Source organism: Nitrospira sp. ND1 (assembly GCF_900170025.1).
GTDB lineage: Bacteria > Nitrospirota > Nitrospiria > Nitrospirales > Nitrospiraceae > Nitrospira_A.
The window spans coordinates 604,538-619,347 of record NZ_FWEX01000005.1 but is presented as its reverse complement, the minus strand read 5'-3'; the positions used below and the strand labels follow the sequence as shown (position 1 = coordinate 619,347).

The window sequence follows — 14,810 nt, the reverse complement described above, 5'->3', positions numbered from 1 at the left end:
CAGATCCCATAAAACGGCTTTGCGGAGTCATTTACTGAATCATGCCGTGCGGACGCATCGCGCGGTGTTCTTGGGCCAGCGCATCCGCTTCGTCCGCCGCTTTCATGTAGTTTTGCGCAATGGTCCGGCAATGCGCGGCATGTTGCTTGGGTTCTGTCTTCCCGTGCGGCTCCGAATGCTTCTCATAAAATTCGGCTGTCATCTCCCACGCCTTCGCCTTTTCCCTCAGCTCCTGTGCCTGCTGAGCATAGTAATTGGCCAGACCCACATGATCGTTTGCATTGATCATCCGCTGAGCAGATGTCTCCGCACAGCCGTTAAGAACCACTACCAAGCCAGCCGCGACAACCATGAACACCCATCGACCGTTTAACATGACAACCCTCCCTTGTTGGCAGTGAACCAATTCGCTATGTGGGTAAGTAGTCGTGACGCTGTACTCGCGTGCTTCGCGAACGCATACCCTTCCGGCCTAGTGGCTGTGCATATGTCCATCCGACGACATTCCCGGAACTTCCTTGTCCGGAACCTTCACGCCTCTGAGAGGCGGCGCATCCCAAATTACTTTGTTCCCCGGCGCTAGATTCGCTGCCTTGATGAAATGCGCGTCACCCTCTTGCATCGCCTTCAGTCGATATAAGGTCATGCCTAAGTTGTAATGGGCTTCGGCGAACTCCGGAGACGCGGCGATCGCCGCGTCGAAATGTTGTTTCGCACTCTCCCACTGTTGCTGTTGATAAGCCTGGAGCCCTTCGTCATTGTGACGCGTCGCAGCGGCATTCGTGCCGGCTGGCGCAGCCAAGACCGTCTGCTTCGGTGTCGCCTGACACCCAAGACCCACCATCGCTCCTACCAGCACCACGACCGTGATCACTCCTCTTCCTGTCATTTCCTTCTCCTCCGTTCTTGGTAATGCCGCATCACTCATCTGAGTCACTGTCCGTTCCTTCCACCACCGCCACATGACATAGACGGGCGGAATGACAAACAGCGTGAGGATCATGGCGGAGAACACCCCGCCGACTTGTGGAGCCGCAATTCGTTTCATCACATCGGCGCCAGTGCCGGTGGCCCACATCACTGGGAAGAGCCCAATCACATCGACTAGGCCGATCATGGCCATGGGTCGTATGCGTTCCACCGCCCCACGATGGACGGTCTCGATGAGGTCGTGAAGTGTTCGGAGTCCCCCGGCCTCTTTTCGCCGCTTACAGGCCTCGTCGAGATAGGCCAACATCACGGCGCTGGTCTCCGCGGCCGTGCCCACGACCGTGATGAGTCCCACCCACACCGCAATGCTCATGTTGTAGCCCAGAATCGACAGGTACCAAACGGCGCCCACCAGCGAGAGCGGCACCCCCACCATCACCATGCAGGTTTCTGCTACCGATTGGAACGTGAAATAGAAGATGACGAAGATGATGATGAGCGTCAACGGCACGACGAACTTCAACCGAGCTTTCGCCCGCTCCATGAACTCATATTGGCCGGACCAGGCAATCGTATAACCCGGCGGCAGTTCGACTTTTGCCGCCACAACCCGTTTGAGATCCTCCACATATCCGCCGACATCACGCCCCGTCATGTCGAGAAAGACGTAGCCAGCCAACATGCCGTTTTCATCCCGGACCATGGGTGGGCCTTTGAGGAATTGGAGCGTCGCGAGTTGCGCGAGCGGCACTTGCGCACCGGTCGGCGTATCCACGAGCACGCGCTTCAGCTTTTCAGGATCATCCCGCAACTCACGGAGATAACGGACGTTGATGGGATAGCGCTCACGGCCCTCGATCGTGGTGGCGATATTTTCACCCCCGATGGCCGTTTCGATGATCTTGCCGACATCCATCAGCTTCAGCCCATAGCGCGCGATCTCGTCACGGTTGATATCGAAATCGAGGAAGTAGCCGCCGGACACCCGCTCTGCATACACACTGCGTGTGCCTGGGACCTCTTTGAGCACCATCTCTAGATGTTCGCCGATCTGTTCGATCTGTTTGAGGTCGGGACCGAAGATTTTGATCCCCACCGGCGTACGGACGCCGGTGGTCAACATGTCGATCCGCGCCTTGATTGGCATGGTCCAGGCATTCGTCACTCCCGGAATTTGAAGTGCCCGGTCCATCTCATCCACGAGTCCCTCATAGCTCACCCCTGGTCGCCACTGCTCCTTCGATTTCAGCTCGACGACCACTTCCATCATGCTGAAGGGCGCCGGGTCGGTGGAGGTCTCCGCCCGTCCCGCTTTGCCGAAGACATGCTCGACCTCGGGGAACGAACGAAGCTTCTGGTCCATCATCTGGAGCAGCCGACTGGCCTCCGTGACCGAGAGCCCTGGCAGCGTCGTGGGCATATAGAGGATCGTACCTTCGTACAGAGGCGGCATGAACTCGGAGCCCATACGCTGATAGACCGGGACGATACTCAGCAGGAGTCCGATGGCGAGGGCCACCACGGTTCCGCGATGCACCAGTGTCCATCGCAACAGCGGCGCATAGAGGCGCTGGAGGCTCCTGCTCACCGGGTGCTTCTGTTCCGGAAAGATCTTTCCACGAATGAAGGTCGGCAGGCAGGCGGGCACCAGGGTAATGGCCAGCACCGCGCACATGGCGATCGCGAGATTATTCGTCCAGGCCAGGGGCTTGAACATGCGCCCTTCCTGGGCTTCGAGGGCAAAGATCGGGATGAACGAAATGGCAATGACGAGGACGGAGGCAAAAATCGGCGGTCCCACTTCCTTGGCCGAATCAATCAGGACCTGGAGCCGCTCGCCCTTGCGTCCGTCTCGCTCCCAGTCCTCTAAACGCTTGTGTGCGTTATCCACCATCACGATCGCGGCATCCACCATGTCGCCGATCGCGACGATGATGCCGCCCAGTGACATGATGTTGATGCCGATCTCCAGTAGATACATGGGAATGAACGCGATCAGCACCGCAAGCGGCAGGGTGAGAATGGGCACGATCGCGGAGCGGACATGCAGCAAGAAGGCGATAATGAACACGCCGGTCACAATCAGTTCTTCCAGCAGGCTTTCGTTGGCCGTGGCGATCGATTCATGGATCAAGTCGCTCCGGTCATAGACCGTGACGACCTTCATGCCTTTCGGCATGGAGGGTTCGATCTCCTTGAGCTTCGCCTTGACTCGTTCGATCACCGTGAGGGCGTTCTCGCCAAACCGCATGACGACGATGCCGCCCGCGACCTCGCCTTGGCCGTTGAGCTCCGCCAGTCCTCGTCGCATGTCGGGGCCTAGTCGCACCGTCGCGACGTCGCGCAACAGAATTGGTGTGCCGTTTTCGTTGACCCCCACAGCGATCTTCTCAATGTCCTCGACTTTCTTGATATAACCTCTCCCACGGACCAAGTATTCAATTCCGGAGAACTCCACGACGCGGCCGCCCACGTCGTTGTTGCTTTGTCGAATCGTTTCGACAATAGAAGGAAGAGAAAGGCGATAGGCCAAGACTTTGGTCGGATCGAGATTCACTTGGTACTGCCGGACAAAGCCGCCGATACTGGCCACCTCGGCCACGCCTTCCACGGCGCGTATCCAGTACCGCAAATACCAATCCTGGAAACTGCGCAGGGCGGCGAGATCATGCTGGCCGGTCTCATCGACTAGGGCGTACTGAAAGACCCATCCCACGCCCGTCGCGTCTGGGCCGAGCTGCGGCGTGACCCCCTCCGGCATGCGGCCAGAGAGTTGGCTCAACCGTTCGAGGATGCGCGACCTGGCCCAATAAATATCCGTGCCGTCTTTGAACAGAATGTAGACGTAGGAATAGCCGAAATCCGAGAAGCCCCGGACGACGGTGACTTTGGGCGTGGACAGCAGCGCCGTGACGATCGGATAGGTGATTTGATCTTCCACGAGATCGGGCGAGCGCCCCGGCCAGGTGGTATAAACGATGACTTGCGTGTCGGAAATATCCGGCAACGCATCGATCGGTGTTTGCCACATCGCCCAGAGTCCGACCACTGAGAATGCAGAGACCAGCAGAAAGACAATGAAGCGGTTTCTCGCGCTGAACTCGATGATCTGTGCAACCATGGGCGTTCAATCCTTCATCTTCATGCCCGGCATTCCCGCCATCCCGCCGACAGCCGCTTTCAACTGGCTCTCCGAGTCGATCAGAAAGTTCGCCGACGTGATGATGTGGTCGCCTTCCTTGAGTCCCTCCACCACCTCCACCCAGTCCCCGGCACTCACGCCCAGCTTGACGGACCGCCATTCCAGTTTGCCGCCTCCGTGATGGATGAAAATCAGCTCGCGCTCCCCCGATTCAATGACCGCGTCGCGTGGGACCGCCAGGCGTGTCCCCAGCGGGACCTTCAACTCCACGTTGGCGTACATGTCGGGCTTGAGCTTTTCACCGGGATTCTCCAATTCGAATCGAACCTTGGCCGTTCGCGTCTTGGGATCGAGCGTCGGATAGATGAATTCCACACGGCCATGGAGTTTGGTGCGGGGATCGTAGGAGAGCGTGACCGTAGCTCCCTGGCCGATGGTGATGAAGGGCAGCTCGTACTCATAGATGTCGCCTAAGATCCAGATGTGAGTGAGATCGGCAATCATATACAACTCTGTTCCGGGACTGACGTAGGTGCCCTTTCGAGCTTCCATGCGAATGACCGTCCCCGTAATCGGAGAATGCATCGGCAGGGTTCGGAGAACTTTTCCCGTTTGCTCGAGGTCCCGGATATGATCCGGCGTGATGTCCCACAATTGGAACCGCCGCCGCGTCGCTTCGAGCAGATCTTTGGCTCCGCGGGACACTTCAGGGAACTCGCTTTGACCGAGCTCCTTGATGCTCTGCAGGGCCAACAGATACTCCTCTTGGGTGGCGACGATATCCGGGCTGTAGATGGTAAAGAGGCTCTGCCCCTTCTTCACGTGGTCCCCGATAGCGCTCACGAAGAGTTCGTCGATCCAGCCGGCGAATTTAAGGTTCACACGTGCGAGGCGCCGCTCATCGATCTCTACCCGGCCGACGGTGCGAATGATTGTTTCGAGCGGGCGCCGTGCGGCCTCCTCAAATTTTACGCCGATCGTCTGTAACCGCTCAGGGGCAATCGTCACGGGGCGTGACGTCAGATCCGGTGACTGCGAGAGCAGGTCCTCTCCCCCCTGTGCTTTCGACGCCGGCTTGTCCCCTGGATGTTCCATACCAGGCATGGCCTCATGGGTCGGCACGGCCTCAGGTTGCGTCTTGGGAGGGGCCGGCAGGGAATCCCGGGTGGTCCACCACCACGTAATAGCAAGCCACACAGTCAGCAGCAGCGCCAGGCCGATATATAGTGGCCGACGACTCATTGGCCCTGAGTTCCCTCCTGGACTCCCCCAGTCAAAGGTCCACCGGTTATGGCTTCCAACCTCGCAAAGGCTTTCTCATGTGAGACCATCTCACCATGGAGCTCGAGTTCACTGTCCTGTAACGTCAAGAGACTATTTAAGAGCGTGAGGAAATCTACTTTACCGACTGCATAGCTCGATTGCGCAGCTCGCAAAGCAAGGGCGGCCTGTGGAATGATGGCATCACGCAGGATCATCACGAGCCGCTCCGCCCGCTGGGCCTGGACGAATGAATCCTTCACTTGGAACAGGACCTCCTGACGCGTGGCCGTAAACTCTTCGCGCGCACTGTTTAAACCGGCAGCCGCCTCCCTCACACCTTGACGCTGCTTCGTTTCGTACCAGAGAGGAATCTTAATTCCGAGCATCACCTGGTAACCGTTGTCGTTAATGCGATCGTTCCGCAGTCCTAATGCATTGATGTCAAAATCAGGAAAGTACTGTCGCCGCGCGAGCGAAACTGCTTGCTCGCCCCGTTCCACGCCCTTTACGGAGGCTCTCAGGATAGGCGAGAAGTCCTCGGCCCGTTGACTCAGGTCCGGCAACGGCACAGTCAGGAGTGTGACATGGATCTCCTCGGGAGTACCGAGGGGCCCAGCAGGCGGACGATTCAAGAGACGATTGATCTCCGCGTGCAGACTTTCTTTTTGCTGTTCGAGCACGGCGAGACGGTCGAGGACACGGGAAATCTCTACCTGGGCACGAAAGATGTCCTGCTGGGCTGCTTGCCCCACACTGTAGCGGGCTTTGGCCGTCTTCTCGAACTGCAGCAGCAGTTGCTTGTTTCGCTCGACGATCTCAATCCCTTTGTGGATGAAATGGAGATCGAAATAAGCCTGCTTCAGCCGGGCGATCAACCGGAGCCGCGTCGCAAGATACTCCTGCTCGAACCGCTCCGCCTCTCTCGTGGCGACTTCGCCTCGGAGGCGCAGCTTGCCAGGGAATGGAATTTCCTGCGCAAGACCGTACATGGCCCCTTGAAGCGGCTCCACCATTGGCATCCGTTGATAGCCGACCTGAAGCTTGGGATCCGGGAGCGTTTGCACCTGGGGAACGACGGCTTTGGCTGCCTCCCACCGCTCTCGCGCTGCCTGAATCTCCGGGTTCTGCCGAGCGAGTTCCTCGATGAGACTCTGGAGATGAACCCGGTCGTCACCGGGTGCCGTGTGGACCGCGCTATCCGAGCGTATAACCCCACCAGTCTCTTGTGCGCCACTGACACTCAGTGAGGTGAGACCCAAGATGGAGAGTGTGAGGGCAGAAAAGACCCACGACAGGCTATGAACGAGTGATCGTTTCACGACAGCACCTCCAGGAGGACGTTGAGTAATGGAATCCGTACCACTCAATGTTGGACATTGAGCGGTACGTGAACGAATTGGCGGTGTGGGATCAGATCCTGAGGACCGGGGAAGAACCTATGGAGACGGAAACAATGGACAACACACTGCTCCAAAACCGCGGCGTCGGGACTGAAGAACTTCTAAGAGCTACGGCAACGCTGAGTAGGATCGGCGCATGATCAATGTCTGTGACCATGTTGTTCTTTATCTGGCGTTCGGGAGACGAAGTGAGTGACGGCGGACACATGACTGTCCCATCCATCGGGCATGTCACACCTTCTTCCAGCAAGATGGCGGTTCCTTTCGGGACCGACAGATCGGGTACGGCACACATCATACCGATCACCTGGCAGAGGGCGAAGGCGAGTACCAGCACGATACACTGCCTATTCATCCGCGGAATCATTGAACCAAGCACTCCCTGGAGCACGGCTCCCCCGACTTTGTGCACAGCCTTTGCCAATTTGTAGCCATCACGTCAAGTCTGTCGACTCACTCGCCTGTAGATAAGCATGAGCGGTGCCCAGCCAATGAGAACGGCAGCATTTAGTTATTGCATGTGTTTTTAGCAACTTACGCAAACCTTCACCGCAAACCATGAACCTCATAGATGGATTCTCTTGACGCATTTCGGGTCAATCGTCCATGTCATACCGTAGCAAAGCGCCTCACAACTTCTCCTTTCGTCTCTCCGAACTCCTCACGCCACCCGCGCACGCCGGAGCCGCAGGCTGTTCGTCACCACGCTGACTGAACTGAACGCCATGGCCGCACTGGCGAGAATGGGGCTGAGCAGAATACCGAAGGCCGGGTAGAGAATGCCGGCCGCTACTGGAATGCCGACGACGTTATAGACAAATGCCCAGAACAAATTCTGTTTCATCGTCCGCATCGTTCGCCTGGCCAGAAGAATAGCCGACGCGACGCCGTGGAGATCGTTCCGCATCAACGTCACATCGCTCGCTTCTAGGGCGATATCGGTGCCGGTGCCGGTGCCGATCGCGAACCCGACATCGGCCTGCGCCAGGGCTGGAGCATCGTTGATGCCATCGCCCACCATCGCGACGACCTCTCCCGCCTGCTGACGGCGTCGGACTTCGGCCACTTTGCCCTCCGGCAATACCCCAGCGACCACGCGGTCGATCCCGGCCTGCCGTGCGATGGCCTCTGCGGTGCGTTGATGATCCCCGGTCAGCATCACCACCGTGAGCCCCAGTCGGTTCAGCCTTTGAATGGCCTCACGGGATGTGGGCTTGATCGGATCGGCTACGGCGATCACCCCCGCCAACTTCCCGTTGATCGCGATATACATCGGCGTTTTCCCCTCGCCGGCTAGACGTTCCGCCTCCTCTTTCGTTGCGATGAGATCCACCGCGTAATCGGCCATGAGCGCCTCATTGCCGACGGCAAGCGCGGCACCATCTACCACGCCAGTTGCTCCCCGTCCCGTGACCGATTGGAAGGAGTCTGCCGTCGCCAGGGGCAGCGACTGCTCGTTTGCATAGCGCACGATCGCCTCAGCCAGCGGATGTTCAGAGGAGGTCTCGATCGAGGCGACAAGCCGTACGAGATCTTTTTCGGACCACTCCGTGCCCAAAACCGGTACCACGTCCGTGACGGTCGGTCGCCCCTCGGTGATCGTGCCGGTCTTATCCAACACGACGGTGTTGATCTGGCCGGCCCGCTGCAACGCCTCGCCGCCCTTGATCAAAATACCCCCTTCGGCTCCCTTGCCGGTCGCCACCATGACGGCAGTCGGCACGGCAAGTCCCATCGCGCAGGGGCAGGCAATGATCAAGACCGCGACTGCTGCGGCAAACGCGCGTACGGCCGGCGCCTGGCCAGCGGTAACAAACCAGATCACAAACGTCGCGATCGCGAGTGACAGCACGATCGGCACGAAGATCCCGCTGACCTGATCGGCGAGCTTCTGGATCGGTGCCCGTGAACCCTGAGCCTCACGCATCAGCTTGACGATGTGGGCCAGGACGCTGTCCGCCCCCAGCGTCGTCGCGCGATACTGGAAGGCGCCGGTCCGATTGATCGTGCCACCAATGAGGCGATCCCCGGGCTGTTTCTCGACCGGCAATGATTCGCCCGTCACCATCGATTCATCGACCGCGCTCGTCCCCGAAATGATGGCTCCATCTACAGGAATGCGTTCTCCCGGTCGCACGACCACGATTTCATCCCCCTGGACCTCGTTCACGGGGATGTCGACCTCAGCGCCGGCCCGTACCACCCGCGCGGTGTTCGGTTGGAGTTCCATCAGACGCCTCAAGGCCGCAGAAGTCTGTCGTTTGGCCCGCGCCTCCAGCGCATTGCCGGTCAGGATCAGCGCAATGATCATGATCACCGCCTCGTAATAGAGGTCCGGCAGCACGCCTCGACTCAGGAAGAACTCCGGCACCACAGTCGCCAATACGGAGTAGAGGAAGGCTGCCCCTGTGCCCACGGCGATGAGTGTGTTCATGTCTGCCGAGTGATGTCGGAAGGCGGACCAGGCGCGCACGTAGAAGTGCCGCCCCGCCCACCCCATGACGAGCAGGGTCAGCGTCAGCAGCGCGTAGGATAACACCCATGGGGTGAACGTATAGAGCCAGGGAGCGCCGGCACGTATGACGGGGGTCATTGATTCCATCGCCCATCGCATGAACGGATCGGCAACCGGTCCATGGACATCCGCCTCGGCAGCCCCCATGAGCGGCATGGACAGTGTCATGGCCAACACACCGATACTTCCACTCACTAACGCCTTGTGCCTGAGTTCCCGATACTCTTCCTCCTGCGCCCGATCCTGGGCCTCCTGTTCATCGAACGCGGTCTGATCCTGCGCGGCAAGTTCTGCGCCATACCCGGTCTCGCGAATCGCCTCGACCAGGACCATGGGGGAGGTCGCCGTGGGATCGTACGTGACGACGGCGCTCTTCAGCATGAGGTTCACTGAGGCGTCGAGGACGCCAGGTTTTGCTTGTAGCGCCCGTTGTACCCGCGCCTGACAGGCGGCGCAGGTCATGCCCTTCACGGGAATCGTGACCTTCTCACGGGTGGTCGCTGCATTGGTTCCGGTTTCGTCCGTATCTGTCCGGTTCCGTTTCTCTATCAGCACCAAGGGAGTCGTGGTCGGCATGGTTTCCTCCTCGTCAGTCTTGCACGATGAGCCGACCGCGCAGCATGCTCATCCCGCAGGTGAACTCGAAATTGCCTGTCTGTGCCGGCGTCAGCTCGAGCGTGGTCTTTCGGAAGGCGGGCAAGAACTTGCGGACCCCGAAATCCGGAAAGACGATCTCTTCAGAACAACCTGACCGTTCTCGGCGGTCGAAGACGAGCCGGACCGGCCTGTCCCTCTTGACGCTTACGACGGCTGGGTGATAGCCGCCTTCAACCACAATGGCAACCTCCTGGACTCCCTCCCCGTCGATCCCGGCGTTCGACACCGGCTGTCGGGCCAGAAAGAAATACCAATTGATCCAGGCGATTGAGGAGATGCCGCCGATGATGACGATCCATTCCATCATGCTCATGCCACCCTCCTGACCAACTGGGCCTCATATCCCGCCTCGTTCATAGCCAGGATAATCTCCGTGGGAACGATTTCCCTCGGGTCATACACGACGATGGCCTCGCCGACCTTCACGCTGTGCACCTGCACGCCGTCGAGCCGGGTCAGCGCCTTCGTGACCTGTCCGACGCAATGCCCGCAGCTCATCCCGGTGATCTTCAGGGTCAATTCGTCCATGGCGAACCTCCTCAGTGAGTGGGTTTCGCGCGTCTCACAATCAAGAAACGCGCATCCTTCACCCCTTCAGACGGAAGAGGGCGCCAATTATTACAGTGTCTGTCGATACAATTGAGCTGGCGTGGGGATCAGGCTAGGACTCGTCGTTGCGGATAGTGCCGACAGGCTGGGTTATTCGCAGGTGCAATTCAGGCAGCCGTGCTTGCTGCAGACGCCGCAGGACTGTTCCAGGCTGGCGCGCAAGGCTTGACGGGCTCGGTGCAAACGAACCGTGAGATTGTTTTGAGAAATCTTTAACTCCTCTGCGACGCATTTCGGAGATTCGTCCTCGAGATCGATTCTCCGGATGAGCGCGGCATAGTTCGAAGGCAGCTTTGGAAGCAGACGTTGGAGGCAGGTGCAGACGGTGGCCTTTACCTCATCGAGTGGAGGCTCCTTATCGTCTCCGGAGAGAGTCAGTTCTTGGAGAAAGGCTTCATTGCGGCGAGCTTCTGCGCCTTTCGACCGATAATAGTCGATGAGTGTGTGGCGAATGATTTTATAGAACCAGGCCACCACACTTTCATCATTTCGTACGGAATGGTGACTTTGAACGGCTCGGATGAGGCTTTGTTGCAATAAGTCCTCCGCCAGAGTCTCGTCACCGACACGACGGCGTAAAAACACTCGGAACGCAAACTCATGCTCTAGAAGCCGTTGGATCATGTCGTTCAGGTGAGGCTCCGGAGTCGCGTTCGAGGCGGTGAAGAAACCCTCGCCTTGTGGTTCTGATGGGTTCCTCTTATTCATGGAGTGCCTCATGATTCGTAGCCTACCGTCTCGCCACACAGTCGCGCAACAGATTCTAGACGTTCAGAAATACCACGCCAGACCAGTCGTCTTCTCTCATGCGTCAGAACCTCCGTGCTCGCAACACAGCGCGGTCGTGCCTATGGGCCCACCCATCAGACATTCCTTGTAGACGCGATAGGCCTTGAGCGCCCACTCTTCCCCCGGACAGCCTTGCATCGTCATGGCCACTTCGAGGAATTCAATCAGTTCCTCCTGTGAGACACCCTTATCATAGGCCATCCTCACATACGCCCTGATACAGGGTTCGCAACGAATGGTGATGGAGACGACCATTGCTGCCAGCAGTTTATATTTGGCTGCGACAGCCGCATCCCGATAGGTTTCCTGGCGCATGCGTAGTAAGCCGCCGGTGACCTGTGGACTTAAGCGACGTAATTCCGCGAACAAACTCTCGCGGTCTGTTGTCATCCTTTTGCCACTCCTTTCTTCGCACCGGCTTGTGTTTCGTCTTCGAGGCTCATCAAAATCGGACAGTGACCGGTGGGCCGGCCAACTCTGCAAGCCCGGATCAAACTTTTCAGCGCGCGGGCCAGTGCCTGCAAGTCGTCAACTTTGGATTCCACCTGCACGAGTTTCGCCCGAGCTTTCTCCAGCACCTCACCACAACGAGCCGTTGAGGCAACCCGGAGGGCGAGCAACTCAGCGATCTCGCGGAGCGTGAAACCGAGCGCTTGGGCGTTTCGAATGAACTGTAAGCGCCTAAGTGCCTCATTGCCGTAGAGGCGGTAGCCTGATGGCATGCGGGAGGTCGGCGGGAGCAGCTTCCGCCGTTCATAGTATCGGACCGTCTGAACATTGACGCCAACTTGCTTGGCGAGCCGTCCGATCGTCAGTTCAGTGGCCATGCCATCACCCCATTGCGAACAATACCCCCTGTACCATAGTACCGAGTCAAGGGATTTAGGACGCGCCGACTTGGATAGGATCAAACTTGCTCATGACTGACGCAATAAATTGGCGACCGGCGCACAGTAGACCGGTCGCCCGTTTATTGCCCTTTTCTGATTACGCAAAGAGGCCTTGCACCCACTGCCAGACGCGGGATGCCACCTCATACGGGCAGAAGCCGAGCGTGTCGACCCATGGACACATGGCGATCACCGCCTTTACGCTTCGAGCGCTGTAAACCCCGCCTGCCCAATGACTTCCTTCAGACGTTCTGCCTGGACCTTTGCGGGCTCATAGGTGACCTGGACATGTTTCTGGGCCACTTTGGGTTTCACCTCGCGGACTCCAGGGACTGCTTGCAGGCTCTGCTGAATCTTCGTGGCGCAGCCCTCGCAGACCATGTTGGGGATCAGGAATTCCCGCTCTGCCAGTGGGGCGTGCTCCGGCACCGCCTCGCGCTCTAGTTTCATCCAACGGATCCTGAGCGTGTTGAGGAGGATGGCAAAGATACTCACGACCATAAAGACGACCGCAAACAGGGGGGTGACATACCCGAACGCGGCGAAGAGCATCCCCACGATGTTGAAGAAGACGGCCACGACCACGTTGCCGGTCAACGTGCGGTAACTCGCCTTGCCCAACGTCAAGGCGTTCAGGACGTCATCTGGTCGGTCGCCGACCAGAATGACGCCGGCCGATTCAATCGCGACATCCGTTCCGGCCCCGATTGCGATACCGACATCTGCTTGCGCCAGGGCGGGGGCGTCGTTAATGCCGTCTCCCACCATCGCGACCTTCCGCCCCTCGCGTTGCAGCGCTTCAATGGCCTCGACCTTCTCTCGCGGGAGCAATTCCGCTCGGACCTCATCCATCATGAGCGTCTGGCCGATGGCTTCTGCCACGCGGCAGGCATCCCCGGTCAACATCACCGTCTTCAATCCGCGCTCACGGAGCTTCTCGATCAGCCGTTTCGTGCCGGGCCGAGGCGTATCTTGCAGGCCCACGAGTCCCAGCAGTGTGCCTCCGCGAACGATCACCACCACCGTTTTCCCTGCTCCATGGAGCCGGTCAATCTGAGTGCGGACGTCCTGAGCGAGCTTTACGCCGCGCTCCTCGATAAATGACGGCTTGCCAGCAAACACCTCTACACCTTGAACCATGCCTGACACCCCTTTGCCTGGCCAAGCCCGGAATTGCTCGATCGCAGCGGTGTGGACATCCTCCCGTTCCGCAAAGAAGTGGATGGCCTGACCCAGGGGATGTTCGGAGGAGGCCTCCACCGCCCCCGCCACCTTCAACAATTCCACACGGTCCGTGCCCATCGGGACCAGATCCGTAACCGTTGGCCGACCGTAGGTAAGCGTCCCCGTCTTGTCGAAGACCACCGTATTCACGATCGACAGTCCATGGAAGACCTCGCTGGCCTTGACCAACAGCCCGATCGCAATGCCCTTGCCGCCGGCAATCGCGGCCAGCATGGGCGTCGTGATCCCCAAGGCACAGGGATAGCCCATAATGACCGTCGTCAGCAGCACGAGGGTGGCCTGGGTGTAATCACCGGTTCCGAAGGCCCAGACCGCAAAGGCCAGGCCGGCGATGAGAAAGACGACGGGCCCGTAGTAGTTCATCAACCGATCGGCCAACAGTTCAATCGGCGGCTTGCGCTCGGCTATTTGGGTCATGAGCCGGACAATCTGGCTCAGGAAGGTCTCACTGCCGACTTTGGTCACTCGCACGATGAGCCGCCCATCCAAATTCAGCGTCCCCCCGATCACCTTCGTCCCAATCTCCTTGGCGGAGGGGATCGATTCCCCGGTGAAGCTGGATTCATCGACACTAGCCATCCCCTCGATGACCTCACCATCGAGCGGAATCCGTTCCCCTGGCCGGACCTCCACGATCTCGCCGGCCGTCACGTCACTGGTGAGCGCTTCGATGAACTGCTCGCCTCGACGAACCCGGGCTTTCGGTGGTTGCAACGACAGCAGCTTCCGGACAGCTTCGGAGGCCTTCTTGCGCACGTCGAGCTTGAAGTAGCCAAAGAACAGATGCAGCGCCATCAACCACCCCGCCACGGGCAGAAAGTTCGGCCAGCGCGGATCCACCAGCGACAGGCTGCCAACGATGAACGAGCCCCAGGCCGCGGCGGAGAGGAGCACGTTCGCGTTGATCACGCGTTGACCGATGGCGAGCAGCGTCTTGCGCAGGATGGGATAGCCGACCCACAGCAGCATGACGGCGGCCACCGCGAAGCTGAACAGAGCCCGCGGGTACGCCGGCAAGCTGAAGAGATTGAAGGGGTCCACGATCAGATCCAGCAGGGCGAGAGCCATGCCGATCCGTCCCCGCTGCTTGATCACCGAAAAAATCGCCTCATCCGTGGCGTACTGCTGCACCTCGGTGGAGGACACGTTGTACCCAAGCTTTTCGACCGCGGTAGCCAATTCCCCTCGGCTGATGTGCATGGTATCGGCTTCCACCAAGACAATCCCGTGGACCAGATTGACGAGTACGCTCTTGACGCCGGGATAGCGCTTCAGCGCGCGCTCGATGCTCATCGTGCAGAAGGAACACATCATCCCTGAGACTTTCATCTGGATGGGTTCGAACGTATTGTTTGCCATGTGAGCCTCCA

11 protein-coding genes are annotated in these 14,810 nt (G+C 59.0%); all 11 read right to left on the bottom strand.

Annotation, left to right across the window (positions count from 1 at the left end; all coding sequences use genetic code 11):
• Positions 1-31: 31 nt before the first annotated feature.
• The 11 genes from NSND_RS02995 to NSND_RS02945 all read right to left on the bottom strand — a co-directional run bounded on the left by NSND_RS02995 (position 32) and on the right by NSND_RS02945 (position 14,799).
• Entirely contained in the window at positions 32-376 is a 345-nt protein-coding gene (locus NSND_RS02995) for a hypothetical protein (protein ID WP_080877545.1), read from the bottom strand.
• Between the two features lie 96 nt (positions 377-472).
• Positions 473-4,051 (bottom strand): CusA/CzcA family heavy metal efflux RND transporter, encoded by a 3,579-nt coding sequence (locus tag NSND_RS02990; protein ID WP_080877544.1) that lies wholly within the window; start codon positions 4,049-4,051, stop codon positions 473-475.
• A 6-nt stretch (positions 4,052-4,057) separates the two neighbouring features.
• Positions 4,058-5,314 carry an efflux RND transporter periplasmic adaptor subunit gene (locus NSND_RS02985; protein ID WP_200810469.1) on the bottom strand — a complete coding sequence of 419 codons (1,257 nt, stop codon included), beginning with the start codon at positions 5,312-5,314 and terminating at the stop codon, positions 4,058-4,060.
• A complete protein-coding gene (locus NSND_RS02980) occupies positions 5,311-6,654 on the bottom strand; it encodes a TolC family protein (RefSeq protein ID WP_200810468.1) in 1,344 nt (447 codons plus the stop codon). Before NSND_RS02980 ends, NSND_RS02985 begins: the two co-directional genes overlap by 4 nt.
• 742 nt (positions 6,655-7,396) lie before the next feature.
• Positions 7,397-9,826 (bottom strand): heavy metal translocating P-type ATPase, encoded by a 2,430-nt coding sequence (locus NSND_RS02975; RefSeq protein ID WP_080877543.1) that lies wholly within the window; start codon positions 9,824-9,826, stop codon positions 7,397-7,399.
• Positions 9,827-9,839: 13 nt separating this feature from the next.
• Positions 9,840-10,220, bottom strand: a complete 381-nt coding sequence (locus NSND_RS02970) for a cupredoxin domain-containing protein (protein ID WP_080877542.1) — start codon at positions 10,218-10,220, stop codon at positions 9,840-9,842.
• Positions 10,217-10,435: a cation transporter gene (locus NSND_RS02965; protein WP_080877541.1), complete on the bottom strand. Its 219-nt coding sequence runs from the start codon at positions 10,433-10,435 to the stop codon at positions 10,217-10,219. Before NSND_RS02965 ends, NSND_RS02970 begins: the two co-directional genes overlap by 4 nt.
• 171 nt (positions 10,436-10,606) lie before the next feature.
• On the bottom strand, positions 10,607-11,224 hold the full coding sequence (locus NSND_RS02960; protein WP_159450600.1) for a sigma-70 family RNA polymerase sigma factor: 618 nt from the start codon (positions 11,222-11,224) through the stop codon (positions 10,607-10,609).
• Between the two features lie 96 nt (positions 11,225-11,320).
• Complete coding sequence (locus NSND_RS02955; protein WP_080877539.1) at positions 11,321-11,695, bottom strand: carboxymuconolactone decarboxylase family protein; 375 nt, start codon at positions 11,693-11,695, stop codon at positions 11,321-11,323.
• Positions 11,692-12,132, bottom strand: a complete 441-nt coding sequence (locus NSND_RS02950) for a heavy metal-responsive transcriptional regulator (protein ID WP_080877538.1) — start codon at positions 12,130-12,132, stop codon at positions 11,692-11,694. Before NSND_RS02950 ends, NSND_RS02955 begins: the two co-directional genes overlap by 4 nt.
• Positions 12,133-12,393: 261 nt before the next feature.
• The gene (locus NSND_RS02945) at positions 12,394-14,799 is read right to left on the bottom strand and encodes a heavy metal translocating P-type ATPase (protein WP_080877537.1); all 2,406 of its coding nucleotides are present in this window, start codon (positions 14,797-14,799) and stop codon (positions 12,394-12,396) included.
• Positions 14,800-14,810: the final 11 nt, after the last annotated feature.